This is a genomic window from Streptomyces sp. NPDC025806, assembly GCF_055558275.1.
Genome location: NZ_JBVHMU010000003.1, coordinates 104150 through 127710, shown reverse-complemented (window position 1 = coordinate 127710; position 23561 = coordinate 104150). Strand labels below are relative to the sequence as shown.

The 23561-nt window shown below is 71.5% G+C and carries 19 protein-coding genes and 1 riboswitch; of the genes, 7 read left to right on the top strand and 12 right to left on the bottom strand.

The window, feature by feature from the left end:
- Nucleotides 1–2: 2 nt before the first annotated feature.
- Nucleotides 3–1223 (bottom strand): hypothetical protein, encoded by a 1221-nt coding sequence (locus tag ACZ4E1_RS07685; RefSeq protein WP_467536863.1) that lies wholly within the window; start codon nucleotides 1221–1223, stop codon nucleotides 3–5.
- Between the two features lie 519 nt (nucleotides 1224–1742).
- On the opposite strand from ACZ4E1_RS07685, the gene sepH reads away from it, so the two are divergent.
- Entirely contained in the window at nucleotides 1743–2822 is a 1080-nt protein-coding gene (sepH, locus tag ACZ4E1_RS07680; RefSeq protein ID WP_467536861.1) for a septation protein SepH, read from the top strand.
- A gap of 74 nt (nucleotides 2823–2896) precedes the next feature.
- On the opposite strand, the gene ACZ4E1_RS07675 is transcribed toward sepH, so the two are convergent.
- The gene (locus ACZ4E1_RS07675) at nucleotides 2897–3751 is read right to left on the bottom strand and encodes a sulfurtransferase (protein ID WP_467536859.1); all 855 of its coding nucleotides are present in this window, start codon (nucleotides 3749–3751) and stop codon (nucleotides 2897–2899) included.
- Between the two features lie 217 nt (nucleotides 3752–3968).
- Between ACZ4E1_RS07675 and ACZ4E1_RS07670 the strand changes: the two genes are divergently transcribed.
- On the top strand, nucleotides 3969–4751 hold the full coding sequence (locus ACZ4E1_RS07670; RefSeq protein ID WP_467536858.1) for a VOC family protein: 783 nt from the start codon (nucleotides 3969–3971) through the stop codon (nucleotides 4749–4751).
- 13 nt (nucleotides 4752–4764) lie between these two features.
- Here the strand turns inward: ACZ4E1_RS07670 and ACZ4E1_RS07665 are convergent, their stop codons facing one another.
- From ACZ4E1_RS07665 to ACZ4E1_RS07650, 4 genes are all read right to left on the bottom strand, one after another.
- Nucleotides 4765–5415, bottom strand: coding sequence for a thymidine kinase (locus tag ACZ4E1_RS07665; protein ID WP_188336413.1), 651 nt, complete (start codon nucleotides 5413–5415; stop codon nucleotides 4765–4767).
- A gap of 69 nt (nucleotides 5416–5484) precedes the next feature.
- The gene (locus ACZ4E1_RS07660; protein WP_467536855.1) at nucleotides 5485–6672 is read right to left on the bottom strand and encodes an alkaline phosphatase family protein; all 1188 of its coding nucleotides are present in this window, start codon (nucleotides 6670–6672) and stop codon (nucleotides 5485–5487) included.
- Nucleotides 6669–7259, bottom strand: a complete 591-nt coding sequence (locus ACZ4E1_RS07655) for a DUF5998 family protein (protein WP_467536853.1) — start codon at nucleotides 7257–7259, stop codon at nucleotides 6669–6671. Before ACZ4E1_RS07655 ends, ACZ4E1_RS07660 begins: the two co-directional genes overlap by 4 nt.
- Nucleotides 7260–7342: 83 nt before the next feature.
- On the bottom strand, nucleotides 7343–10165 hold the full coding sequence (locus tag ACZ4E1_RS07650; RefSeq protein WP_467536850.1) for a bifunctional acetate--CoA ligase family protein/GNAT family N-acetyltransferase: 2823 nt from the start codon (nucleotides 10163–10165) through the stop codon (nucleotides 7343–7345).
- Nucleotides 10166–10343: 178 nt separating this feature from the next.
- Here ACZ4E1_RS07650 and ACZ4E1_RS07645 point away from each other — a divergent pair, with 178 nt between their 5' ends.
- Nucleotides 10344–10625 (top strand): HPr family phosphocarrier protein, encoded by a 282-nt coding sequence (locus ACZ4E1_RS07645; RefSeq protein WP_399129715.1) that lies wholly within the window; start codon nucleotides 10344–10346, stop codon nucleotides 10623–10625.
- Between the two features lie 227 nt (nucleotides 10626–10852).
- Here the strand turns inward: ACZ4E1_RS07645 and ACZ4E1_RS07640 are convergent, their stop codons facing one another.
- From ACZ4E1_RS07640 to ACZ4E1_RS07625, 4 genes are all read right to left on the bottom strand, one after another.
- A complete protein-coding gene (locus ACZ4E1_RS07640) occupies nucleotides 10853–11539 on the bottom strand; it encodes a GntR family transcriptional regulator (protein ID WP_467536849.1) in 687 nt (228 codons plus the stop codon).
- Between the two features lie 263 nt (nucleotides 11540–11802).
- A complete protein-coding gene (locus ACZ4E1_RS07635) occupies nucleotides 11803–12588 on the bottom strand; it encodes a M23 family metallopeptidase (protein ID WP_467536847.1) in 786 nt (261 codons plus the stop codon).
- A 12-nt stretch (nucleotides 12589–12600) separates the two neighbouring features.
- Nucleotides 12601–12765, bottom strand: a riboswitch (cyclic di-AMP (ydaO/yuaA leader).
- A 288-nt stretch (nucleotides 12766–13053) separates the two neighbouring features.
- Nucleotides 13054–14421: a M16 family metallopeptidase gene (locus ACZ4E1_RS07630; RefSeq protein ID WP_467537585.1), complete on the bottom strand. Its 1368-nt coding sequence runs from the start codon at nucleotides 14419–14421 to the stop codon at nucleotides 13054–13056.
- A 17-nt stretch (nucleotides 14422–14438) separates the two neighbouring features.
- Complete coding sequence (locus ACZ4E1_RS07625; RefSeq protein WP_467536846.1) at nucleotides 14439–15794, bottom strand: M16 family metallopeptidase; 1356 nt, start codon at nucleotides 15792–15794, stop codon at nucleotides 14439–14441.
- A gap of 331 nt (nucleotides 15795–16125) precedes the next feature.
- Here ACZ4E1_RS07625 and ACZ4E1_RS07620 point away from each other — a divergent pair, with 331 nt between their 5' ends.
- Nucleotides 16126–18582, top strand: coding sequence for a DNA gyrase/topoisomerase IV subunit A (locus ACZ4E1_RS07620; RefSeq protein ID WP_467536844.1), 2457 nt, complete (start codon nucleotides 16126–16128; stop codon nucleotides 18580–18582).
- Here ACZ4E1_RS07620 and ACZ4E1_RS07615 read toward each other — a convergent pair.
- Complete coding sequence (locus tag ACZ4E1_RS07615) at nucleotides 18579–19766, bottom strand: CobW family GTP-binding protein (RefSeq protein ID WP_467536842.1); 1188 nt, start codon at nucleotides 19764–19766, stop codon at nucleotides 18579–18581. The genes ACZ4E1_RS07620 and ACZ4E1_RS07615 overlap by 4 nt on opposite strands.
- 282 nt (nucleotides 19767–20048) lie before the next feature.
- On the opposite strand from ACZ4E1_RS07615, the gene ACZ4E1_RS07610 reads away from it, so the two are divergent.
- Together ACZ4E1_RS07610 and ACZ4E1_RS07605 are read left to right on the top strand one after the other, a co-directional pair.
- On the top strand, nucleotides 20049–20582 hold the full coding sequence (locus tag ACZ4E1_RS07610) for a DUF6082 family protein (protein WP_467536840.1): 534 nt from the start codon (nucleotides 20049–20051) through the stop codon (nucleotides 20580–20582).
- A 186-nt stretch (nucleotides 20583–20768) separates the two neighbouring features.
- The gene (locus ACZ4E1_RS07605) at nucleotides 20769–21005 is read left to right on the top strand and encodes a hypothetical protein (protein WP_467536839.1); all 237 of its coding nucleotides are present in this window, start codon (nucleotides 20769–20771) and stop codon (nucleotides 21003–21005) included.
- A 35-nt stretch (nucleotides 21006–21040) separates the two neighbouring features.
- On the opposite strand, the gene ACZ4E1_RS07600 is transcribed toward ACZ4E1_RS07605, so the two are convergent.
- The gene (locus ACZ4E1_RS07600; protein ID WP_467536837.1) at nucleotides 21041–22210 is read right to left on the bottom strand and encodes a citrate synthase/methylcitrate synthase; all 1170 of its coding nucleotides are present in this window, start codon (nucleotides 22208–22210) and stop codon (nucleotides 21041–21043) included.
- A 96-nt stretch (nucleotides 22211–22306) separates the two neighbouring features.
- On the opposite strand from ACZ4E1_RS07600, the gene ACZ4E1_RS07595 reads away from it, so the two are divergent.
- Nucleotides 22307–23557, top strand: a complete 1251-nt coding sequence (locus tag ACZ4E1_RS07595) for a citrate synthase (RefSeq protein WP_467536836.1) — start codon at nucleotides 22307–22309, stop codon at nucleotides 23555–23557.
- Nucleotides 23558–23561: the final 4 nt, after the last annotated feature.

The window sequence follows — 23561 nt, the reverse complement described above, 5'->3', positions numbered from 1 at the left end:
CCTCACTGGGCGGCCGGCTGTCCCCCGGCGCCCTCTGCGGCTCCGGTCGCCGACCCCTCGTCGCCCGTACCGGAACCCGCGCTCTGCGACGGGGTGGGGGTGGGCGTCGGGCTCGTGGAGGCACCCCCGTCGCCGGAGCCCGCCCCCGGGTCCGTACCGGAGTCGTCGCCCGAGCCGGTGCCCGTGCCGGTTCCGGTTTCCGGGCCCGTGCCGCTGCCCTTGCCGGTGCTGCCGCTCGGCGTCGGGGTGGCCGTGCCGTCCTGGGCCGCCCCGCCGTCCTGCTGCCGCGTGCGGTCTCCTGTGCCGGAGCTGCTGTCGTCGGAGGGCCGCGTCGAGGTGCCGGGCGCGGGCGCGTCGTCGCCGGACGACGTGCCGTGGCCGCTGAAGGCGTCGCGGAACGTGGTGCTCCCGCTGTCCCCGTTGAAACTGTGGCCGGAGACGAGCTCGTACGTGGTGATGCCGCCCATGGTGACGCCGAACACGAGTGCGGCGGCGATCAACGGCCGCTTCCAGCTCTTGACACGGGACCGGTGCACGGTCCCCTCGGTGAACTCGTCGCCGCCCCCGGCGAGATCCACCTCGACGGACGCGGTCCGGAGCAGACGGGTCGCCTCGTCGACGGGGCCCTGGCGCAGCAGCCGGGTCCGCTCCGGGTCGGCCGTGCCGAGCAGGCGGGTCCGCTCCGGGTCGCTCTCGGGGTCGTCGGGCAGCGGGTCCACCACGGCTCCGGTGTCGAGGAGCTGCGTGCCGTCCTCGTCGGCCGGCCAGGCGTCGTCGTCCGTGCCGGACGGGCGGCCCCAGGTCGTGGTGGTGGGCAGCGCACCGGTGGCGGGCTGCGGGACGCCGGTCGCGACGGCCTTCGTGGGGGCCATGACCTGCGTCGCGTCCATGGAGGCGTCGGAGCGGAAGGTCCGGGGCACCGGTCGCCCTTCCGCCGTGACGGGGATCTGACGGCCCTTCGGCTTCGTCTGGACCGCCGCGTCACGTATCTGCTCGCCGGTCCGCTTGAAGAAGTGCTGGAAGACGGTGCCTCCGCAGGTCGCGAGGGCACTCACGACACCGGCGCCGAGGATCGTCCCGTAGACACCGAAGCTGGAGGCGAGTTTCGCGGCCACGACGGCGGCGACCGCACTGCCCGCCACCTGAGGCACGCTCAGATCCAGCCGCTTCTTCTCCTTGACCTCGTCCTGACCGTCTTTGGAGTTCTCCGGCTTCTCGCCCATCTGTGGACCTTGCCTGCCTTTCTCGACATATCACCCAATACACAGGAAGCCCTCGAGGCTACGCGAACTTCTTGTGCCGCACGACAAGGGGACGTATGGACGAAGAGCACAGTTCCGGTTCTGCAGATTTCGTGAAGCACGCCACGCGGATCCCTCACGAATCGCCCTTCCGGTACCGGGGCCCCGTACCCAACTCCCCTCCCCTGTGAGAAGTTCGGCGGCGTGCCGATCCACGTGAGTGGCCCGAATGGAGTACTGTTGCGAGCCTTGGGCCCGGTCTCCCGCCAGGGTGCCCGAGGCCTTCCAGGGCCGTCAGGAGGGGGCTCGTTGCACAGGGTGACGACTTCGGTCACTTAGCGTTGCGAACAGGTAACCGTGCCATAACGGCGATCCTGGGCCCGTGCCCGACACGCCGGGCAACTCAGCAAGGTTGTGGCAGGCTGCACCCGGGCAGGCCACACTCGACTAGCGGAAGCAGCGACGCACGTGACGTCGGCAGGCACCACCCGGGAGGTCCCCATGCCCGAACTGCGTGTCGTGGCCGTCTCTAACGACGGCACACGGCTGGTGCTGAAGGCTGCGGACAGCACGGAGTACACGCTTCCGATCGACGAGCGCCTCCGGGCCGCGGTACGCGGCGACCGTCCGCGCCTCGGCCAGATCGAGATCGAGGTGGAGAGCCATCTCCGCCCCCGCGACATTCAGGCGCGTATACGTGCCGGTGCCTCCGCCGAGGAGGTCGCCCAGCTCGCGGGCATCCCCGTCGACCGTGTTCGCCGTTTCGAGGGCCCCGTGCTCGCGGAGCGTGCCTTCATGGCCGAGCGGGCCAGGAAGACTCCCGTGCGCCGTCCCGGCGAGAACACCGGCCCCCAGCTCGGCGAGGCGGTGCAGGAGCGACTCCTGCTGCGCGGCGCCGACAAGGAGACCGTCCAGTGGGACTCGTGGCGCCGCGACGACGGGACCTGGGAGGTCCTGCTCGTCTACCGCGTCGCGGGTGAGCCGCACTCGGCGAGCTGGACCTACGACCCGCCGCGCCGGCTCGTCCAGGCCGTGGACGACGAGGCGCGCTCGCTGATCGGCGAGTCCGACGACATCGGTGCGCCCGAACCCACGTTCCCGTTCGTGCCGCGGATCGCCCGGCTGCCCCGGGACCGTCCGCTGGACCGGGCCCTGGACCGGCAGTTGGAGCGCCCGACACCGCCGGAGCCCTCCCCCGAGGAGAACCTGCCGGCGATCGCGTCGTCCTCCTCCTCGGAGCGCGACTCGCTGACCAGCCTGCTGGAAGCCGTGCCCAGTTACCGCGGCGACCTCGTGCTGCCGGAGCGTCCGTCGGCGGCTCCCGAGCCGCCGCTGGAGGAGCCGGAGCCGCCCGCGGCCGCCGAGGCCGTGGAGGAGCCGCCGGCGCCCGCCGCGTCGGCCGGTGCGGGATCCGCGTACGCGGACATCCTGATGCCGCGCAGTGTGGCGGGACACCGGGACCGGCTCACCGGGACCACGGACCGCCAGGCCGAGGCCGACGGGGTGCGTCCGGGTCGCCGTGCCGCGGTGCCGAGTTGGGACGAGATCGTCTTCGGGACGCGTCGCAAGAAGCAGGACTGACCAGGCGGACGACGCCGTCGGGGCCCGCGCCGATCGCTCGGCGCGGGCCCCGACGGCGTCTCACCGCACGGTCGTCACTGGGGATCGGGACCCGTCGCCACTGGACGGGACGTGTCCGAGGACCACTCCGACCAGGAACCCACGTAGAGCTGCGCGTCGATGCCCGCCACGGCCAGCGCGAGCACCTGGTGGGCGCCGGAGACGCCGGAACCGCAGTACACGCCGACCTGGTCCGGATCACCGGTCGCGCCAAGGGACTTGAAACGCTCGGCGAGCTCGGCCGCCGGGCGGAACCGGCCGTCCTGCGCGACGTTCTCCGTGGTCGGCGCCGACACCGCGCCCGGGATGTGGCCACCGACCCGGTCGAGGGGCTCCACGTCGCCGCGGTAGCGCTCGGCCGCCCGCGCGTCCAGGAGGAGCCCCGAGCGGGCCAGCGCGGCGGCGTCGTCCGCGTCGAGGAGGCCCTTGGCACCCGGTGCAGGGGCGAAGGTGCCGGGCCGCGGGGCCGGTTCGGACGTCTCCAGGGGCCCGTCCCAGGCCGCGAGGCCGCCGTCCAGGACCCGCACGGAGGGGTGCCCGGTCCAGCGCAGCATCCACCAGGCGCGGGCCGCCGCCCAGCCCTGGCCGCCGTCGTACACGACCACGTCCCGGTCCGCCGAGACACCGGCGGCCCGCATCGTGGCGCCGAACGCCTCCGTGTCGGGCAGCGGGTGGCGACCGCTCTCCCCCGCGCGACCTGCCAGTTCCGCGTCGAGATCGATGTAGACGGCCCCCGGGATGTGACCCGCGCGGTACGCGGCGCGGCCGTCGAAGGCGGGCTCGCCGGCGGCCTTGGCGGTGCTCAGCTGCCAACGGACGTCGAGCAGGACGGGCGGGTTCCCCGCCGCCAAGTCGCTCGCGAGTTCGGATGCGGTGATGATGGCATTCATGGAGGCCATCCTTGCTCATGGGCTGGCCCGAGCGGCAACGTTCGGCTAGCGTGCTCGATCGACTACCGAGCGTTCACCGGCCGGTCACGGCCGGTATGTGGCGCCGTGACGACTGCGCGACCCGAATGCGGGCACCCTGGGCGTGGACCCGGCGGTTCCGGCGTGGTCCGGGAGCTCCGTGCGGCACGGAGTGCCGCCATCAGAGGAGAGAGTGACGATGACCGAGGCAGCGGCCCGGCACGTGCCTGGCACCCCCTGCTGGGTGAGCCTGATGGTGCACGACATGGCGGCGACCCAGGAGTTCTACGGGGCGCTGTTCGGCTGGGAGTTCAGGCCGGGCCCCGAGCAGCTCGGCCCGTACGTGCGGGCGCTGCTCGACGGCAAGGAGGTGGCCGGGATCGGTCAGCTGCCGCCCGACCGGCAGCTCCCCGTCGCCTGGACGCCCTATCTGGCCTCGGACGACGCGGACGCGACCGCCGAGTCGGTGCGGCACTGCGGCGGCACCGTCGGCGTGGGGCCCCTGGACGCCGGGGAGGCGGGCCGGATGGCGATCGGCTCCGATCCGGAAGGCGCGGTGTTCGGCATCTGGCAGGCCGCGGCGCATCTGGGCACGGGGCTGACCGGGGTGCCGGGCACGGTGGCGTGGAACGAGCTGGTGACGCGGGAGACGGCGGGCGTCGCGAAGTTCTACCAGGCGGTGTTCGGGTACACCGAAGAGGCCGTGATCTCGGCCGACTTCGACTACCTGACGCTGTGTCTGGAGGATCGCCCCGTGGCGTCCGTTCAGGGCGTCGGCCACGCGCTCCCCCGGGATCGCGGGCCGCACTGGATGACGTACTTCGAGGTCGCGGACGTGGACGAGGCCGTCGAGCGGGTGGCCGATCTGGGCGGGCACGTGGTCCGGGCGCCCCGGGACGGCGCGCACGGGCGGGTGGCCACGGTGGCGGACCCGGAGGGCGCGCGGTTCGCGCTCGTGGCGTCGCGGGAGAGCAACCGGTAGCGCGCCCCGCCGTTCAGTCGGCGGCGACCGGCAGCACGTCCGGGGAGAGAGCTCCCGCGCGGGTGGAGGCGGCGGTCATCCGGCGCCGGTGGTGGCGTCGGCAGAGCACCTCGTAGCCGATCTCGTCCTCGGCGTGATTGACGTCGCCGACGACGACCTGGGCGCCCTCCACCACCATCTCGCCGTTGATGGTGCGCGCGTTGTGCGTGGCGCGGGCACCGCACCAGCAGAGCGCCTCGACCTGCAACACCTCGACGCGGTCGGCGAGTTCGACCAGGCGCTGCGAGCCGGGGAACAGCTTGGAGCGGAAGTCCGTGGTGATCCCGAAGGCGTAGACGTCCAGGTCCAGGTCGTCGACGACGCGGGCGAGCTGGTCGATCTGGCCGGGCGCGAGGAACTGGGCCTCGTCGGCGATCACATAGTCGACCCTGCCGCCCTGGGAGAGGTGCTCGACGACGTACGCGTACACGTCGAGGTCGTCGGCGACCTCCACGGCGTCGGTGACCAGGCCGAGGCGTGAGGAGAGCTTGCCCTCACCGGCCCGGTCGTCGCGGGTGAAGATCATGCCCTGGAGGCCGCGCGCGGAGCGGTTGTGCTCGATCTGCAGAGCCAGGGTGCTCTTTCCGCAGTCCATCGTTCCGGAGAAGAACACCAGCTCGGGCATGGGGAAGTGAGCACCTTTCAGGGGGAGTTCAGGGAGAGCTCGGGGAGCGGTCGGGCGGGCGGGGCGCGTTCAGGAACGTACTTCGATGAGGGGCACGAGCTGCTCGGCCTCGGTCATGGAGCCGTGGTTGCCGACCATCTTCGACTCGTTCGGCTCGTTCTCGGACGCGATGATGACGACGTCGTCGCGGGCGGCCGCGATCACGTCGCCGAGGCGCTCGTACACCCGTTGATCAATCTGTGGACCGAACCAGCCTGCGGCGATCGCCTCGTCGCGGCTCGCGATCCAGAACTGCTCGCCGAGGACCTCGCGCCAGACGGCGAGGACGTCGCCCTGGGCGCCCGGGACCGCGTAGACGTGGCGTGCGCGGCCCTCGCCGCCCAGCAGGGCGACTCCGGCGCGCAGCTCCCAGTCCTCGTCGAAGTCGATGCGGGACTGCTCGTCGAAGGGGATGTCGATCATTCCGTGGTCGGCGGTGACGTACAGGGCGCTGCGGGGCGGCAGTTGCTCGGCGAGGCGCTGGGCGAGCCGGTCGACGTACATGAGCTGGCCGCGCCAGGCGTCGGAGTCGACGCCGAAGCGGTGACCCTTGCCGTCGACCTCGCTGTAGTACGTGTAGACGAGCGAGCGGTCGCCCGCCGCCAGCTGCTCGGCGGCCAGGTCCATGCGGTCCTCGCCGGAGAGGCGGCCGTGGAAGGTGCCGCCGCTGAGCGCGATCTTGGTGAGCGGCGTCGACTCGAAGGCGGGCGCCGAGACCTGCGCGGTGTGCACTCCGGCGTCGTGGGCGCGCTGGAAGACGGTCGGGTACGGCTGCCAGGTCTGCGGCTTCGTCCACGGGTTCCAGCGAAGCTGGTTCATGAGCTCGCCGGTGTCCGGGTTGCGCACCGTGTAGCCGGGCAGGCCGTGGGCGCCGGGGGGCAGGCCGGTGCCGACCGAGGCGAGGGAGGTCGCGGTGGTGGCCGGGTAGCCCGCGGTGATCGGGCGGCCGGTGCCGCCGCGCGAGGACGCCATCAGCGAACTGAGGAACGGTGCCTCGTCGGGGTGCTCCTGGAGCTGGCGCCAGCCGAGGCCGTCGATGAGGAAGACGCAGGCGCGGTCGGCCGGGGCTAGCTCGGGGATCGCCGCGGTGCAGCCGGGAACGCCGAGGTGGGAGCCGAGGGTCGGCAGCAGATCAGCGAGTGAGCCGGTGCCGTACGCCGGGACGGGAGCGGTGTGGACGGGCAGGGGCTCTACGTCGTCCCAGGCGGCCTGGGTCATCGGCGTCCCGCGTCCGCTGTCGCCTCGGAGAGGGACTGGGCGAAGGTCAGGGCCTGGCGCACCGTCTCCGGGCCGTCGCCGGCCTCGCTGACGCGCAGGCTGAGGTCGTCCGCGGTGGAGCTGCCCGTGTAGCCGTGGTCCGCCTCGCAGTTCGGGTCGCCGCAGGCGGCGGGCTCCAGGTCGATGCGGGCGACGGCGCCCCAGCCGATGGTCAGGACGACCTCGCGGGGCAGGGTGCCCGGGACGTACTTCTCCGGGTTCGCCACGACGCGGCTGAGGACGACCGAGGAGATCCGGCCGATCTTGACGGACTCGGTGGAGGTGGTCGCGTAGGGCGTCGGGGAGGTGCTGTCGGCGGCCTGCTCGTCGGTGTGGCTGACGATGAAGCGGGTGTCGGTCAGGACCAGGACGGTGACATGACGGCGCACCTCGTTCGCGTCGAACGTGGTCTCCTGGTGCACGAGGTACGACGAGATCGCCTCGCCGCCCACCGCGGCCTCGACCGCCTCGGCCACGAGGGCCGGGTAGTAGCCGCTGCGCTCGATCGCCGCGCGCAGCCCTTGGGTCGTCGTACTGGTCTTGGCCATGCCCTCCATCCTAAGGCCCGCCAAGAGGCCTCCGGTGCGCCTGTGGACAACGCTCGCGGGGCTCCGGCCCGCCCGTGGCCGGGTCAGAAGGCGGCGGGCAGGGTGCGGGGGCCGAGGTCGTCGCGGGCGGGTGGCGGCGCGAGGCGGACGGAAGCGCCGAGGACGGTGACGCCGTCCTGGGCGACCACGACCGGTTCGAGGGCGACCGCCACGACCTCGGGATGGTCGTCGACGAGTCGCGAGACGCGCTGGAGCACCTCTTCCAGGGCGGGCGTGTCCACGGGGGCGGCGCCGCGCCAGCCGAACAGGATCGGGGACGTCTTGATCGAGCGGACGATGGCCTGGGCGTCCTTGTCGGTGACGGGGATCAGGCGGTGCGCCGTGTCGCCGAGCAGCTCGGAAGGCGCCCCGGCGAGGCCGAACGAGAGGACGGCGCCGGCCGCGGGGTCGATGACGGCGCGGACGACGGTGTCGACGCCGCGCGGTGCCATCGCCTGGATCACGGGACGCAGCTCGGCCGGTTTGCCGAGGCGGTCGGTGAGCTCTTCGTAGGCGCGGCGCAGTTCGCGCTCGTCGGCGAGGTCGAGGCGGACGCCGCCGAGGTCGGCGCGGTGGCGCAGGTGCGGGGCGGTGGTCTTGAGCGCGACCGGGTAGCCGAGCGCGGCGGCGGCCTGTGCCGCCTGGTCGGCGTCGGGGGCCGGAATCGTCTGACGCACGGTGATCCCGTAGTGGGCGAGGAGGACGCGGGTGTCCTCCGGGGTGAGCTCGGCCCCGCGCGGGTCGTCGTCGGCGGCGAGCGCGGCGGCGATCAGGGCGGCGGCCCCGGCCTCGTCGATGTCCTCGTACTCGGGGACCTTGCCGGGCTCGGCGGCATCGCGCCGCCATTGGGCGTACTTGACCACTTCGGAGAGTGCGTGGACGGCGCGCTCGGCGGCCGGGTAGGCGGGGATCAGGCGGGGGGCGGCGTCGGCCGGGGCCTGCGCGGCGCTGGGTGCCGGGCGGGGTGCCTGGTTGTCGGGTGCGTTCGGTCCGGTGCTGACGGCGCGGGAGAGGGCTTCGGCGAGGCCGCCGAGCTCGACGTGCACGACGAGGACCGGCTTGGCGGGCACGGTGGCCGCGGCGGCGCTCAGGGCGGCCGCGAGCTCGGCGTCGCCGGTGATGTCCTCCCCCACGGCGGGCATCGCGGTGACGACGACGGAGTCGGTCTTGTCGTCGGCGAGCGCGGCTTCGAGCGCGGCGCGGAAGTCGGCGGCCGTGGCGGCGGTGGTCAGGTCGCGGGGCGTCTTGGGGCGCAGGCCTTCGGAGAGGCACACGTCGTAGGTGAGCAGGCCGAGCGATTCCGAGTTGCCGAGGATGGCGACGCGCGGGCCGGCGGGCAGGGGCTGGCGGGCCAGGAGGAGGCCGGTGTCGACGAGCTCGGTGATGGTGTCGACACGGATGACGCCGGCCTGGCGCAGGAGGGCGGAGACCGTGCCGTAGGGCAGCCGGGTGGCGCGGACGGTGTGCCCGGTGGGGGCGACGCCGCTGTGCCGGGCGCCCTGGACGACGACGAGGGGCTTGGCGGTGGCGGTGCGGCGGGCGAGGCGGGTGAACTTGCGGGGGTTGCCGATCGATTCGAGGTACATGAGGGCGACGTCGGTGTCGGGGTCGTCGTACCAGTACTGCAGGACGTCGTTGCCGGAGACGTCCGCGCGGTTGCCCGCGGAGACGAAGGTGGAGACCCCGGTGACTCCCGTGACGCCGCCGCCCCGGCGGTGCAGGCGGGAGAGGAGGGCGATGCCGATGGCGCCGGACTGGGCGAACAGTCCGATGCGGCCGGGGCGGGGCATCTCGGGGGCGAGCGAGGCGTTGAGCCGCACGTCGGGCGAGGTGTTGACGATCCCGAAGGCGTTCGGCCCGACGAGGCGCATTCCGTAGGTGCGGGCCTGGCGGACGAGGGCGCGCTGGCGCTCGCGTCCTTCGGGGCCGCTCTCGGCGTATCCGGCGGACAGGACGACGATCCCCTGGACGCCGCGCTCGCCGCATTCGGCGACGACTTCGGGCACCTGGGGGGCGGGGACGGCGACGACGGCCAGGTCGACGGGGACGGCCGGGTCGATGTCGCGGACGGAGCGGTGGGCGGGAACGCCCTCGGCCTCGGTGAGGCCTTCCGGGTAGGCCTTGTTGACCGCGTAGAGGAGGCCGGTGAAACCGGCGTCCTTCAGGTTGTGCAGGACGCTGCGGCCGACGCCTCCCGCGGTGCGTCCGACGCCGATCACGGCGACGGAGCCGGGGGCGAGCAGGCGGTGGACGGAGCGGGCCTCGGCGCGCTGCTCACGGGCGCGCTGCACGGCCAGGGAGGCCTCGGTGGGCTCCAGGTCGAACTCGAGGCGCACGACGCCGTCCTCGAAGCTGCGCTTCTGGGTGTATCCGGCGTCCGTGAAGACCTTGATCATCTTGGTGTTGGCGGGAAGCACCTCGGCGGCGAACCGGCGGATGCCGCGCTCGCGCGCGACGGCCGCGATGTGCTCCAGAAGGGCGGAGGCCACGCCGCGCCCCTGATGGGCGTCCTGCACCAGGAAGGCGACCTCGGCCTCGTCCGCGGGCGCGGAGGCGGGCCGGCCGTGCGCGTCGATCCGGTCGTAGCGCACGGTCGCGATGAATTCGCCGCCCACGGTGGCGGCGAGACCCACCCGGTCCACGTAGTCGTGATGGGTGAAGCGGTGCACGTCCTTCGCGGACAGCCGGGGGTAGGGGGCGAAGAAGCGGTAGTACTTCGACTCGTCCGACACCTGCTCGTAGAAGCTGGTCAGCCGGTCCGCGTCGTCGGTGGTGATGGGCCTGATCCGCGCGGTGCCCCCGTCGCGCAGCACCACGTCGGCCTCCCAGTGGGCGGGGTAGGCGTGCCGGTCCGACGGGGTCTCCATGCGGCAAGAGTAGGGCGGACCACCGACAAGTGGCGCCTGTCGTACAGGTCGCGTGCCCGGCGGCCCGGGGGCACGCTGAGGGGGTCCGCAGGGCCGTGCGCCCGGGGGATCCGGGTCCGCAGCCCGGTGTGCTTAGAATGGTCTAGACAACCTTGAGTCACCTGAAGGGCAGCATCACATGGCTGAGCGCCGCGTCAACGTCGGCTGGGCCGAGGGTCTCCACGCCCGCCCCGCTTCCATCTTCGTCCGCGCGGCCACGGCCTCCGGCGTCCCCGTGACCATCGCCAAGGCCGACGGCAACCCCGTCAACGCCGCCTCCATGCTCGCCGTGCTGGGCCTGGGCGCCCAGGGTGGCGAGGAGATCGTCCTCGCCTCCGACGCCGAGGGCGCGGACGTCGCGCTCGACCGTCTGGCCAAGCTGGTCGCCGAGGGCCTCGACGAGCTTCCCGAGACCGTCTGAAATCGCTGAGCGCCGGCTGCACGGCGCTCGACAGCAGAGCCACGCGTTCCCTCCGGGAGCGCGCGGCTCTGCTTTTTCCGTCAGCATTTCCGCTGCCGAGCCCAGAACACGACGGCAATTCATCGCAGAAAGATTCACCGGATTGATTCCCCACCGGAATTCAGGCAGGGGAAATTCCGGACGGACCGTTCCGTGAATGCCGTACGTCTTTGTATACGGCGGCCGTGTTAATGGTGGAGCCCGGTCGTGTTTACGGCATGTTGCGAAGTCCTCACGCGTTCACTCGCGCGGGGGACGCGCAGCCGGTGGACCGTCGCCTCGCGAGCGATGTGCGCGGCCGTCAGGGCGCGGGCGCGCTCGACGTCACGACGGGCCACCGCGTCGACCACCGCGCCGTGCTCGGCCCAGGAGTCGACCGGCCGCTCGGGGGTCTCGACCGCGTACATCCACGCGATCTTGTGCCGGACCTGGGTGAGCAGGGTGATGAGGCCGGGGCTGGCGGAGGCCTGGGCGAGCGTCTCGTGGAACCAGGCCCCCAGCGAGCGCAGATCCTCGCCGCTCCCCTCCTTCGAGCGCTCCTGACCCAGCCTGACCAGGCCGCGCAGCACCTTGAGGTGAGCGTCCGTGCGACGCTGCGCCGCGCGGGCGGCGCCCAGGGGTTCGAGCAGCATGCGGATCTCCAGGAGGTCGGCCGCCTCACTCTCGGTGGGCTCGGCCACGCACGCGCCCGCGTGCCTGCGCGTGACGACGAAGCCCTCCGCCTCCAAGGTGCGCAGCGCCTCGCGGACCGGGACGCGCGAGACTCCGTAGCGGCGCGCGAGCAGTTCCTCGGTGAGTCTGCTGCCGCGCTCGTACACGCCCGCGACGATGTCGTCGCGGATCGCCGTGCATACCGAGTGCGCGGGAATGCGCATGCCCCGACCTCCGCCTTGCTCTCCGCCCGGCCCCCGCGAAACGCGGACGGCGGACGCCCCTGAAAGCGCGATCGGCACCGATTTCCGCGCGCTCGTCCAGTGACTCTATTCCACCTCACCCGAATTTCCGACGGGAGCCCCGAATTCAGGGATATTTTTTGGACAGCGATGACGCGGGGACCTGGTGAAGGTGCGACGGAACGCCGGAACGCGAAAGCCCCGGCACGCGGCCGGGGCTTTCTTGCGGTGCTGCGGATGTCGGGTCAGACGTTGACGCCGTGCGAGCGGAGGTACGCGACGGGGTCGATGTCCGAGCCGTACTCGGGCGTCGTACGGGCCTCGAAGTGGAGGTGCGGGCCGGTCACGTTGCCGGTGGCGCCGGAGAGGCCTATCTGCTGTCCGGGCGTCACGCTCTGCCCGACGGAGACGCCGATGGACGACAGGTGGCCGTACTGGGTGTACGTGCCGTCGTTCATCTTGATCACGATGTTGTTGCCGTAGGCGCCGCCCCAGCCGGCCTCCACGACGGTGCCGGAGCCGACCGCGTGGACGCTCGTGCCGCTGGCGGCGTGGAAGTCGATGCCGGTGTGGCTGCCGGAGGACCACAGGCCGCTGGAGGCCTTGTAGGCGGTCGAGACGTACGAGCCGGAGATGGGCGCCACGTAGGTGTTGAGGCGCTTGCGCTCGGCCGCGCGGGCGGCGCGCTTCTTGGCCTCGCGCTCCTTCGCGGCCTTCTCGGCGGCCTCGCGCCTGGCTTCCTCGGCCCGCTGCTTGGCCTCGGCCTTCTTCTGCGCGGCGGCCTCGTCGGCGGCCTTCTTCTGCGCGGTCGCCTGGGCGTCGATCTGGGCGGCCAGGGTGTCGCCGATCGCGATGGCCTGCGTCAGACCGTTCTGGTCGGCGGGCGCGGCGGTGTCGGCGGCGAGAGCGGGGGCGGCGAGGCCTCCGATGACACCGGTCGTGGTGAGCGCCGCGACGCCGGCGACCTGCGCCGTGGTGCGCGTGAGGCGGCTCGGACGACGATGCTTCCCGGTGGCACGGGTGAACGCCATGGAGTGGCTGATCCTTTCCTTCCCTCTCGCCTACCGGGTTAGCTGACGGGTTCGGAGCAGGAAGGTCTCCTACGGGCCCCCTCCCCGTACGGGAAGAGCGTCCGATTCACCCCAGGGACTGCGATGGGTCCCCGGCTCCCCTGGCTCGCGCCGTGGGGGACTCGGCGATGACTGTCCGGGGCCGCGGGCGCGGCTCATACGTGGCGAACAGCCGGACCGACGCTAAGCGGGACATCTTTCAATCAACAAACGGATCCCGGCTTTTGTAGCGCATGCCACAGGGCACACGGGCAACCTCTACATCAATTCGGGCATTTACGACGCACGGTGACGTGCTGGGTGAATCGAACGCGGCCCGCGGGAAACGTGAGTGACGCCACGAAGCCCCGGAGGCCTGTGCGGCTTCCGGGGCTTCGTCCCGTTTCGGGCGTTGCCGCCCGGGCGTGGCGTCGTCAGCCGGCGGCGTCAGCCTGCGACGACGGTCACCTCGCCGATGCCGAGGGCCTTGACGGGCTCCTCGATCTGCGCGGCGTCGCCCACGAGGATCGTCACCAGACGGTCCGCAGGGAAGGCGCTCACGACGGCCGCGGTGGCCTCCACGGTGCCCGTGGAGGCCAGTTGGCGGTACAGCTGGGCCTGGAAGTCCTCGGGCAGCTGCTGCTCGTCCTGGTCGGCGAGCGTGCCCGCGACCGCGGCGGCGGTCTCGAACTTCAGCGGGGCCACGCCCACCAAGTTCTGCACCGCCGTGTCCCGTTCGGCGTCGGTCAGACCCTCGGCGGCCAGCTTGCGGAGCACCTTCCACAGGTCGTCGAGCGCCGGTCCGGTGTTCGGCGTGTCGACGGAGCCGCTGATGGCGAGCATCGCGGCCCCCGTGCCGTCCGCCGTGGAGCGCAGCACCTGGGCGAAGGAGCGCACCCCGTAGGTGTAGCCCTTCTCCTCGCGCAGCACCCGGTCCAGACGGGAGGTCAGCGTGCCGCCGAGGCAGTACGTGCCGAGGATCTGGGCGGCCCACACGCGGTCGTGCTTGTCGGGGCCGATGCGGCCGATGAGCAGCTGCGTCTGGACGGCTCCGGGGCGGTCCACGATGACGACCCGGCTGGTGTCGTCGGCGGTGACCGGCGGGACCGGACGCGGCTGCGCCGTGTCACCGGTCCAGGCGCCGAGCGTGTCCTTCAGGAGGGTGTCGAGGTCGACGCCGGAGAGGTCGCCCACCACGACGGCGGTGGCGGTGGCCGGGCGGACGTGCCGCTCGTAGAAGGCGCGTACGGCGGCGGCGTCGATGCCGGCGACGGTCTCCTCGGTGCCCTGCCGCGGGCGCGACATGCGCGCCGTGGCGGGGAACAGCTGCTTGGAGAGCTCCTTGGCGGCGCGACGGGCCGGGTTGGCGCTCTCGTGCGGGATCTCGTCCAGGCGGTTGCGCACCAGGCGCTCGATCTCGCTGTCGGCGAAGGCGGGGGCGCGCAGGGCGTCCGCCAGCAGGCCGAGCGCCTTCGGGAGGCGGGAGACGGGCACTTCGAGGGAGACCCGGACACCGGGGTGGTCGGCGTGCGCGTCCATGGTGGCGCCGCAGCGCTCCAGTTCCGCCGCGAACTCCTCCGCCGAGTGCTTGTCCGTGCCCTCGTTGAAGGCGCGCGCCATGATCGTGGCGACGCCGTCGAGGCCCTCGGGCTCGGCGTCCAGGGGCGCGTCCAGGTTGATCTCCACGGCGACGACCTGCTGGCCGGGGCGGTGGCAGCGCAGCACCGTGAGGCCGTTGCCGAGCACGCCGCGCTGCGGGGCCGGGAAGGCCCACGGCCTGGCGTCGCCCGCCTGCGGCCGGGGGTGGAAGTCCATGGTCGCGAGCTGCTCGGTCACCGGCCCGCCTCCTCGTCGCTCTGGTCGCTCTCGTCGGATTCGTCGGTGTCCTCGGCCGCTGTGGGCTCATAGACGAGGACCGAGCGGTTGTCGGGGCGCAGGCGGGCCTTGGCGACCTCCTGGACCTCCTCGGCGCTCACCTCGAGGACGCGCTGCACGGCCGAGAGGGCGAGCTGCGGGTCGCCGAAGAGGACGGCGTAGCGGCACAGCTCGTCGGCGCGGCCCGCAACAGTGCCCAGCCGGTCGAGCCACTCGCGCTCCAACTGGGCCTGGGCCCGCTCCATTTCCTCGGCGGTGGGCCCCTCGTCGGCGAACCGGGCGAGTTCCTCGTCCACGGCGGCCTCGATGACGGGCACCTCCACGTCGCCGGACGTCTTCACGTCCAGCCAGCCGAGGGAGGGGGCACCGGCCAGGCGCAGCAGGCCGAAACCGGCGGCCACGGCGGTACGGTCCCGGCGCACCAGGCGGTTGTAGAGGCGCGAGGACTCGCCGCCGCCGAGGACGGTGAGGGCGAGGTCGGCGGCGTCGCACGCGCGCGTGCCGTCCTGGGGCAGCCGGTAGGCCGCCATCAGGGCGCGGGCCGGCACGTCCTCCTCGACGACCTCGCGGACCTGCTCGCCGATGACCTCGGGCAGGGCGCCGTCGCGCGGGGCGGGCTTGCCGTCGTGGCCCGGGATGGAGCCGAAGTACTTCTCGACCCAGGCGAGCGTCTGCTCGGGGTCGATGTCGCCGACCACGGACAGCACCGCGTTGTTCGGCGCGTAGTAGGTGCGGAAGAAGTTCCGCGCGTCTTCCAGGGTGGCCGCGTCCAGGTCGGCCATGGAGCCGATGGGCGTGTGGTGGTACGGGTGGCCCTCGGGGTACATGAGGGCCGTCAGCTTCTCGAACGCGGTGCCGTACGGAACGTTGTCGTAGCGCTGGCGGCGCTCGTTCTTCACGACGTCCCGCTGGTTCTCCATCGACTCGTCGTCGAGGGCCGTGAGCAGGGAGCCCATGCGGTCGGCCTCCAGCCAGAGCGCGAGCTCGAGCTGGTGCGCGGGCATGGTCTCGAAGTAGTTCGTCCGCTCGAAGCTCGTCGTGCCGTTGAGGGAGCCGCCGGCGCCCTGGACCAGCTCGAAGTGGCCGTTGCCCGGCACCTGCTTCGAGCCCTGGAACATCAGGTGCTCGAAAAGGTGAGCCAGGCCCGTACGGCCCTTGACCTCGTGGCGCGAGCCGACGTCGTACCAGAGGCAGACCGCGGCGACCGGGGTCAGGTGGTCCTCGGAGAGCACCACGCGCAGGCCGTTGGCCAGCCGGTGTTCGGTCGCTGTCAGGCCGCCGGAGCCGGCCTCGGCCGTGGCCGTGTGACCCATGGGCATGTACGTCCCTTCGATCGCGGAGAACTGCGTGAACGCGCAGAACTGCTACCAGTCCCGCCACTGTATGCAAGCGTGCTGACGCCTGGCGAAGTTCCCGCCGGCGCTACGCCGAGAGCGAGCGCGGAGCGCCTCGCGGGTCGAGTCGAAACGAAGCGCGGTTCGAGCCGGGGGCGCCGCGCGGGTAGCGTGCGAGCACCCAGCGGCGGCCGCGGACCCACCGGTATGGACGGGTCGCGATCGGCGTTGTCAGTGGGGCGGTCCACAATGGTCCGCGACAGTTCCCGTTCATGTACCCGTTCATGTTGGTGAAGGAGCCGCAGCAGCGATGGCCCGCCGCAGCACGAAGACCCCGCCGCCCGACGACTTCGAGGAGAAGATCCTCGACATCGACGTGGTCGACGAAATGCAGGGCTCCTACCTGGAGTACGCGTACTCGGTCATCTACTCGCGCGCCCTGCCCGACGCGCGGGACGGGCTGAAGCCCGTCCACCGGCGGATCGTCTACCAGATGAACGAGATGGGCCTGCGCCCCGAGCGCGGCTACGTGAAGTGCGCCCGTGTCGTCGGCGAGGTCATGGGTAAGTTGCACCCCCACGGCGACACGTCGATCTACGACGCCCTGGTGCGCCTGGCCCAGCCCTTCTCGATGCGGGTCCCCCTGGTGGACGGCCACGGGAACTTCGGCTCGCTCGGCAACGACGACCGCCCGGCGGCCATGCGGTACACGGAGTGCCGCATGGACCCGGCCGCGTCGCTCATGACCGAGTCGATCGAAGAGAACACGGTCGACTTCACGCCGAACTACGACGGCCAGGAGCAGGAGCCCGTCGTCCTCCCGGCGGCGTACCCGAACCTGCTGGTGAACGGCACGTCCGGCATCGCGGTCGGCATGGCGACGAACATGCCGCCGCACAACCTGGGCGAAGTGATCGCCGCCGCGCGCCACTTGATCAAGCACCCGGGCGCCGACCTCGACACGCTCATGAGGTTCGTCCCCGGACCCGACCTGCCCACGGGCGGCAAGGTCGTCGGTCTGTCCGGCATCCGGGACGCGTACGAGTCGGGCCGGGGCACCTTCAAGATCCGCGCGACCGTGGCGGTGGAGGCGGTGACGGCGCGTCGCAAGGGGCTGATCGTCACCGAGCTGCCGTTCGCGGTGGGCCCCGAGAAGGTCATCGCGAAGATCAAGGAACTGGTCGGCTCGAAGAAGCTCCAGGGCATCGCCGACGTCAAGGACCTCACGGACCGCGAGCACGGCCTGCGCCTGGTCATCGAGATCAAGAACGGCTTCGTGCCCGAGGCGGTCCTGGAGCAGCTCTACAAGCTGACGCCGATGGAGGAGTCCTTCGGTATCAACAACGTGGCGCTGGTCGACGGTCAGCCGCTCACGCTCGGCCTCAAGGAGCTGCTCGAGGTCTACCTGGACCACCGCTTCGACGTGGTCCGCCGCCGCAGCGAGTTCCGCCGCAGCAAGAAGCAGGACCGCCTCCACCTGGTGGAGGGTCTCCTCGTCGCCCTTCTGGACATCGACGAGGTCATCCGCCTGATCCGCTCCAGTGAGAACAGTGCGCAGGCCAAGGAGCGCCTGATGGAGCGCTTCTCGCTGACCGAGGTCCAGACGCAGTACATCCTCGACACGCCGCTGCGCCGGCTCACCAAGTTCGACCGCATCGAGCTCGAGGCGGAGCGCGACAAGCTCAACGGCGAGATCGACGAGCTGACCGGCATCCTGGACTCCGACACCGAGCTGCGCAAGATGGTCTCGGCCGAACTGGCGGCGGTGGCCAAGAAGTTCGGCACCGACCGGCGCACGGTGCTCCTGGAGTCCGCGGGCACCGCGGTCGCCTCGGTGCCGCTGCAGGTCGCGGACGACCCGTGCCGTGTGCTGCTCTCCTCGACGGGCCTGCTGGCCCGCACGGCGTCGGACGAGCCCTTCGCGACGGACGACGACGGCAAGCGCGTCAAGCACGATGTGATCGTCTCGGCGGTGCCGGCGACGGCGCGGGGCGAGATCGGCGCCGTCACGTCGACGGGACGGCTGCTGCGACTGAACGTGATCGACCTGCCCCAGCTCCCGCCGACGGCCACCGCGCCGAATCTGTCGGGGGGTGCGGCGATCTCCGAGTTCCTGTCCTCCCTGGAGGCCGACGAACAGGTCGTGTGTCTCACGACGCTCGACGAGTCCTCCCCGGGGCTCGCGATCGGCACGGAGCAGGGTGTCGTGAAGCGTGTGGTGCCGGACTATCCGTCCAACAAGGAAGAGCTGGAAGTCATCGCCCTGAAGGACGGCGACCGCATCGTGGGCGCGGTCGAGCTGCACACGGGCGAGGAGGATCTGGTCTTCGTCACGGACGACGCCCAGCTGCTGCGCTTCCAGGCGTCGATCGTCCGGCCCCAGGGTCGGCCGGCGGGCGGCATGGCGGGCATCAAGCTGGCGACCGGTGCGAAGGTCATCTCGTTCACCGCGGTCGACCCGGCGGCCGACGCGGTGGTCTTCACCGTGGCGGGCTCGCGCGGCACGCTGGACGACTCGGTCCAGACGACGGCCAAGCTGACGCCGTTCGACCAGTATCCGAGGAAGGGCCGCGCCACCGGTGGTGTGCGCTGCCAGCGCTTCCTGAAGGGCGAGGACTGTCTGAGCCTGGCGTGGGCGGGCCCGGTGCCCGCGCGTGCGGCGCAGAAGAACGGCATGCCCGCCGAGCTGCCGGAGATGGACCCGCGCCGTGACGGCTCGGGGGTCTCGCTCCCGAAGACGGTCTCGGTCGTCGCGGGCCCGGTCTAGATCTCGGCGGTGTCGTAGTCCGCTGCGTCCGGGGCAGGGTCGCCCTTGTCCTGGACGTAGCGCAGGACGCCCCACATGCCGCGCTCGTCCGCGGGGTGCGGGGCGTCGCTCCGCTCGCTCCTGCACGCGGCGAGCTCCTCGTGGAGTGCCTCGGCGTCGATTCCGGCCCCGATGAGGACGAGCTGCGTCAGCCGCTCCCCCGTGGGCCACGGCTCCGGGTAGAACCGCAGGAACCGCCCCACGGCGTGCACGGCGTACCGGTTGCCCGGGTCTCCCGTGCCGAAGTCGACATGTCCCTTGATGCGATAGAGCCCTTCGGGCCGGCCGTCGAGGAAGGTCATCAGCCGGCGCGGATCCATGGGCACGTCGGACGTGAAGGCGACGCTGTCGTAGACGGCGTGCAGATGCCCTGCATGTTCCGGGTTGCCCGCGGAATGAAGGTCATCACGGTGCGGGTCACCACGGTGCAGGTCACCATGGTGCAGGTCACCATGGTGCGGGTCATCGCGATGCAGGTCGTCGAAGGAGAGCTGCCCGATCCGCTCGGTCGACGGTCGGCTGTCGAAGAGCAGGTCGGGGTCGATCCGCGCGTAGGAGGCCGCCACGACGGCGGCACCCTCGGCGTCGGCCCGGACGACGCCGAGGACGCGCTCGCGCTCGCCGTCACCGACGCGGTCGGCCTTGTTCACGACGACGAGATCGGCGAGCGCCAGATGACGCCGCACCTCGGGGTGCTTCTCCCGTGTCGCGTCGAACTCGGCGGCGTCGACGACCTCCACCAGGCCTCCGTAGACGACTCGCGGGTTCTCACTGGCGAGGACCATCCGGACGAGCTCCTGCGGCTCCGCGATACCGCTCGCCTCGATGACGATGACATCGATGGCATGCAGTTCATTGACGGGACGAGTCAACTTGTCGAGATAGACGTCGAGTTCACCGGCATCCACGGCACAGCACAGACAACCGTTGCCGAGCGAGACGGTGGAGTCCCCCAACTGACCGGCGACGGCCATGGCATCGATCTCGATCGACCCGAAGTCGTTGACGATCGCCCCGATGCGGGTGCCCCCGCTGTGGTGCAGCAGGTGGTTGAGCAACGTGGTCTTCCCCGAACCGAGGAAGCCCGCGAGGACGACGACGGGGATCTGCTGCGGGCTGGCCTTGCTCAACGCGACCTCTCTCACGGGGCGACTCTCGTACGAAGGATGACGGCCGCCCCAGAATACGAGCGCGTGGAAAGCGCACGAAGTGAACGATTGCTAACGCCGCTCTTTGGGCACACGTTGGACATGGCGCCGGTTTTCGTTCCCTGAGCATCCCCGCGCGCCTCCTCTCCGCCTCCCAGCCGACCAGAGCCGCTCGGCGCTCCGGGAGACGGCAAGCGCGCCGCCCACCGCTCGCCGGTCCCCGCATCCGTCGACCCTTCACCGACGACCGGCGCACGGTCGCCTGAATCGGGGGTTGACATGGTCACAAAGAGTCACTGGGCAAGCCGGAACGTGACAGCCGCGGTCGTCGGCGCCCTGGCCGGGTGCGCCGCGACTCATCTGTGGCAGCGCTTCGGCCCAGGCCCGAAAACGGCCTCCGAAGAACGCCGACGCCTCGCCCGCGCCCATCAGCAGCGCATGCACTGGGAGCTCCTGAGCAAGGCGATCGACGATCCGGAGCTGGCGGTGGTGATCGACAGTTACGGTGTCGAGGACATCACTCCCCAGAAGCGGCGTCAGTTCATGTACGCCAACCTGTGGTACGTCAACGCCTTCCACCTCTACGAGTCCGGGCTGTTCGACCAACGGGAACTCTTCGGGCTCCTGCGTGAACTTTTCCAGAGTCCGCACATCCGGGAGTACTGGGAAGTGACCCGACCACACCGCGCTTCCCTCGATCCGACATCCACCGAGGCCCAGATCGGCCTCATGGCCGAAGCTCTGTTCCAGGAGATCGGCGCCGCCTCCGACACCGAGGAATGGTGGGTGGTCGGGCAGCCGCCGACCGACTGATGAACGGTCGGCTCAGCGAGGCGCGACGTTCGTCCCGCCGATCGGATTGCTCCGAACTGATGACGTCTCACGCGTACAACTCGCCCTGGGGTGGGGCTCGTCGGTATTCTCGCGCCCCAGGGAGCTCTACTGTCTCAACGTAGTGAACCCGTCCCTTCCCGCACGCCCCGAGAGAGACCGGTTCAGTTGAAAATCGTACGTCGCATCGGGGTTCCCCCCAGCGCTCGCGGAAGCGGTTCCGGTGCCACCTGCCCCGACGTCTTCGAGCTGAGCGACGGGAACTTCGCCGTGATCGGCACCGAGGCGACCGAGGACCTCAGGGGCGAGCTGCCGGCGGACGCGGGGGTCGCCGACTACGAGCGGATCGTGATCGTGAACCGGGAAACCATCCTGCGCGCCAAGAAGGACATCCCCGACGCCTGACCGCGCCCGGCCCGGCCCGCCCCTCCCTGGTCGGATCAGTCGAGCGTCGGCACCACCACCGGCGGTTCCGCACCCACGTACCGGGCCGCCGGTCGGATGATTTTCGAATCCAGGGCCTGCTCAAGGATGTTGGCACTCCAGCCGACGACGCGTGCCGCGGCGAACGTCGGGGTGAACATCGTGCGCGGCAGGCCGCACAGCTCCATGACCACGCCCGCATAGAACTCCACGTTGGTGTGTAGTTCCCGGCCCGGCTTCAGTTCGGCCAGGATCGCCTCCACGCGCCGCTCCACCTCGACGGCGAACTCCACCAGCGGTCCACCGAACCCCTCCGCGATGCCGCGCAGCATGCGCGAGCGCGGATCCTCCGTGCGGTAGACAGGGTGACCGAAGCCCATGATCCGGTCGCCCGCCAGGACCCGTTCACGGATCCATGGGTCGATGCGGTCCGGGGTGCCGATGGCGTCCAGGGTGTCGAGGGCGCGGCTCGGCGCCCCGCCGTGGAGCGGTCCGGACAGCGCCCCGACGGCTCCCACGAGGCAGGCCGCGACATCCGCTCCGGTCGAGGCGATGACGCGCCCCGTGAAGGTTGACGCATTGAATCCGTGATCAATGGTTGAGATCAGGTATTGCTCGACCGCCCGGGCACGTGCGGGTTCCGGCTCCGAACCCGTCATCATGTAGAGGTAGTTGGCCGCGTACGAGAGGTCCTCACGCGGCTCCACGGGTTCGAGTCCCTCGCCGAGCCGGTGCAGCGCCGTGAGCATGGTGGGCACCACCGCCGCGGCCGCCAGCGTGTCCTCCCTGCGCTGCTCGGCGTCGATGTCGTAGACGGGCCGGAATCCCCGCGTCGCCCCGAAGAGCGACAGCGCGGTCCGCAAGCCGGCGAGCGGGCCCGAGACCGCTCCGGCACGGGCCACCGCCGGCAACGCCGCCCGCACCTCGTCGGGCAGTCGGCGCATCGTCGCGGTCCGCCGCGCGAACGCCTCGGACCGCGCCTTGTCCGGCAGCGTGCCGTGGATCATCAGGTGCCAGACGTCCTCGAAGCTGCGGGTCCGCGCGAGCTCGACCGCGGAGTACTGGCGGTAGTGGTAGAAGCCCTCACGCCCCCTGACGTCCCCGAGCGCGGTGTCGTTGACGACGACGCCGGCGAGCCCGCGCGGTACGTCGATGACGGGGGTGGACGTGGTCCCGTTGATCGGCATGTTTCCTCCCTGAACTTGATTCGACTGTCCACTCTTGACGTAATCTCTGTCAATATTGATTGAATCAATATCAAGTCGATGGGTACGGTGACGCGCATGAGGGATCAAGAACCGGCAGCGGCCCAGGAGGCCCGCCGACTGACCACCCGCGAGACCGCCGAACGGCTGGGCGTGAAGCCCGAGACGGTCTACGCCTACGTGAGCCGCGGCCAGCTCACGAGCCGCCGCGGGCAGGGGCGCCGCGGCAGCACGTTCGACGCGTCGGAGGTGGACGCGCTCGCGCACCGCAACAGGCGGGAAAGTGCGCCGAGTTCGGCCGGATCCGATCTGTCCGTGCGCACCGGCCTCACCCTCATCGAGCGGGACCGGTACTTCTTCCGGGGGGTCGACGCGACGGAGCTCGCCGCGCATCACTCCTTCGAGGAGGTCGCGGAGTGGCTGTGGACCGGCGCACTCCGCCCCGGCGCGCGCTTCTCCGCACCCAAGGAGGCCCTGTCGGCGGCCCGCCGAGCGGCCGGCGCCTTGCCCGAGCACAGCAGCACGGTGGACCGGCTGAGGGTGGCTGCGGTCGCGGCCGCCACCGCCGACCCGCTGCGCTACGACCTCTCCGAGGACTCCGTCCTCGGGGCCGCCCGCTCCCTCATCCCGACGCTCGCGGCCACGTTGCCCCTCCGGAACGCCACGTACGTCGACGGCGAACCCATCGCGCGGCGACTGTGGGGGCGCCTCTCCCCCCGGCTCCCCGACGAGGCGTCACTCCGCGTCCTGGACACGGCGCTCGGCCTGCTCGTCGACCACGATCTGGCCGCCTCCACCCTCGCCGTGCGGGTGGCCGCCTCGGCCCGCGCCCACGCCTACGCGGCCGTCTCGGCGGGCCTGGGCGTCCTGGAGGGCCCCCTGCACGGAGCCGCGAGCGGTCTGGCCCACCGCCTCCTCCTGGACGTCCTGGACCGCGGCAGCGCGGGACCGGTCGTCGCGGACGAACTCCGGGCGGGTCGCCGTGTCCCCGGCCTCGGCCACCGCCTCTACAAGGGCGAGGACCCTCGGGCCCAGGCCCTGTTCACCGCCCTCGAAGGACTGCCCGCGGCCGAAACCGCCCTCAAGGCGGCGCGCGAGGTGGTGACGACCACAGCCCGGCACACCGACCTGCACGCCAATGTGGATCTGGCGCTCGCGGTGCTCACCACGTCGTTCGGCATGCCTGCGGAGGCCGGCGAGACGATCTTCGCCGTGGCACGCACCGCGGGCTGGATCGCGCACGCCCTGGAGGAGTACGGCGAGCGTCCTCTCCGTATGCGGCCGACGGGCCACTACGTAGGCGCGAGACCGCCTCAGCCACTGCCGTGACCTC

Coding starts and splice junctions, on each gene's coding strand:
- ACZ4E1_RS07650 (WP_467536850.1), bottom strand. CDS start 10,165: ATGGAGACCCCGTCGGACCGGCACGCCTACCCCGCCCACTGGGAGGCC.
- ACZ4E1_RS07630 (WP_467537585.1), bottom strand. CDS start 14,421: ATGGACTTCCACCCCCGGCCGCAGGCGGGCGACGCCAGGCCGTGGGCC.
- ACZ4E1_RS07635 (WP_467536847.1), bottom strand. CDS start 12,588: ATGGCGTTCACCCGTGCCACCGGGAAGCATCGTCGTCCGAGCCGCCTC.
- ACZ4E1_RS07640 (WP_467536849.1), bottom strand. CDS start 11,539: ATGCGCATTCCCGCGCACTCGGTATGCACGGCGATCCGCGACGACATC.
- ACZ4E1_RS07685 (WP_467536863.1), bottom strand. CDS start 1,223: ATGGGCGAGAAGCCGGAGAACTCCAAAGACGGTCAGGACGAGGTCAAG.
- sepH (WP_467536861.1), top strand. CDS start 1,743: ATGCCCGAACTGCGTGTCGTGGCCGTCTCTAACGACGGCACACGGCTG.
- ACZ4E1_RS07645 (WP_399129715.1), top strand. CDS start 10,344: ATGGCTGAGCGCCGCGTCAACGTCGGCTGGGCCGAGGGTCTCCACGCC.
- ACZ4E1_RS07655 (WP_467536853.1), bottom strand. CDS start 7,259: ATGGCCAAGACCAGTACGACGACCCAAGGGCTGCGCGCGGCGATCGAG.
- ACZ4E1_RS07675 (WP_467536859.1), bottom strand. CDS start 3,751: ATGAATGCCATCATCACCGCATCCGAACTCGCGAGCGACTTGGCGGCG.
- ACZ4E1_RS07660 (WP_467536855.1), bottom strand. CDS start 6,672: ATGACCCAGGCCGCCTGGGACGACGTAGAGCCCCTGCCCGTCCACACC.
- ACZ4E1_RS07665 (WP_188336413.1), bottom strand. CDS start 5,415: ATGCCCGAGCTGGTGTTCTTCTCCGGAACGATGGACTGCGGAAAGAGC.
- ACZ4E1_RS07620 (WP_467536844.1), top strand. CDS start 16,126: ATGGCCCGCCGCAGCACGAAGACCCCGCCGCCCGACGACTTCGAGGAG.
- ACZ4E1_RS07670 (WP_467536858.1), top strand. CDS start 3,969: ATGACCGAGGCAGCGGCCCGGCACGTGCCTGGCACCCCCTGCTGGGTG.
- ACZ4E1_RS07595 (WP_467536836.1), top strand. CDS start 22,307: ATGAGGGATCAAGAACCGGCAGCGGCCCAGGAGGCCCGCCGACTGACC.
- ACZ4E1_RS07625 (WP_467536846.1), bottom strand. CDS start 15,794: ATGGGTCACACGGCCACGGCCGAGGCCGGCTCCGGCGGCCTGACAGCG.
- ACZ4E1_RS07610 (WP_467536840.1), top strand. CDS start 20,049: ATGGTCACAAAGAGTCACTGGGCAAGCCGGAACGTGACAGCCGCGGTC.
- ACZ4E1_RS07600 (WP_467536837.1), bottom strand. CDS start 22,210: ATGCCGATCAACGGGACCACGTCCACCCCCGTCATCGACGTACCGCGC.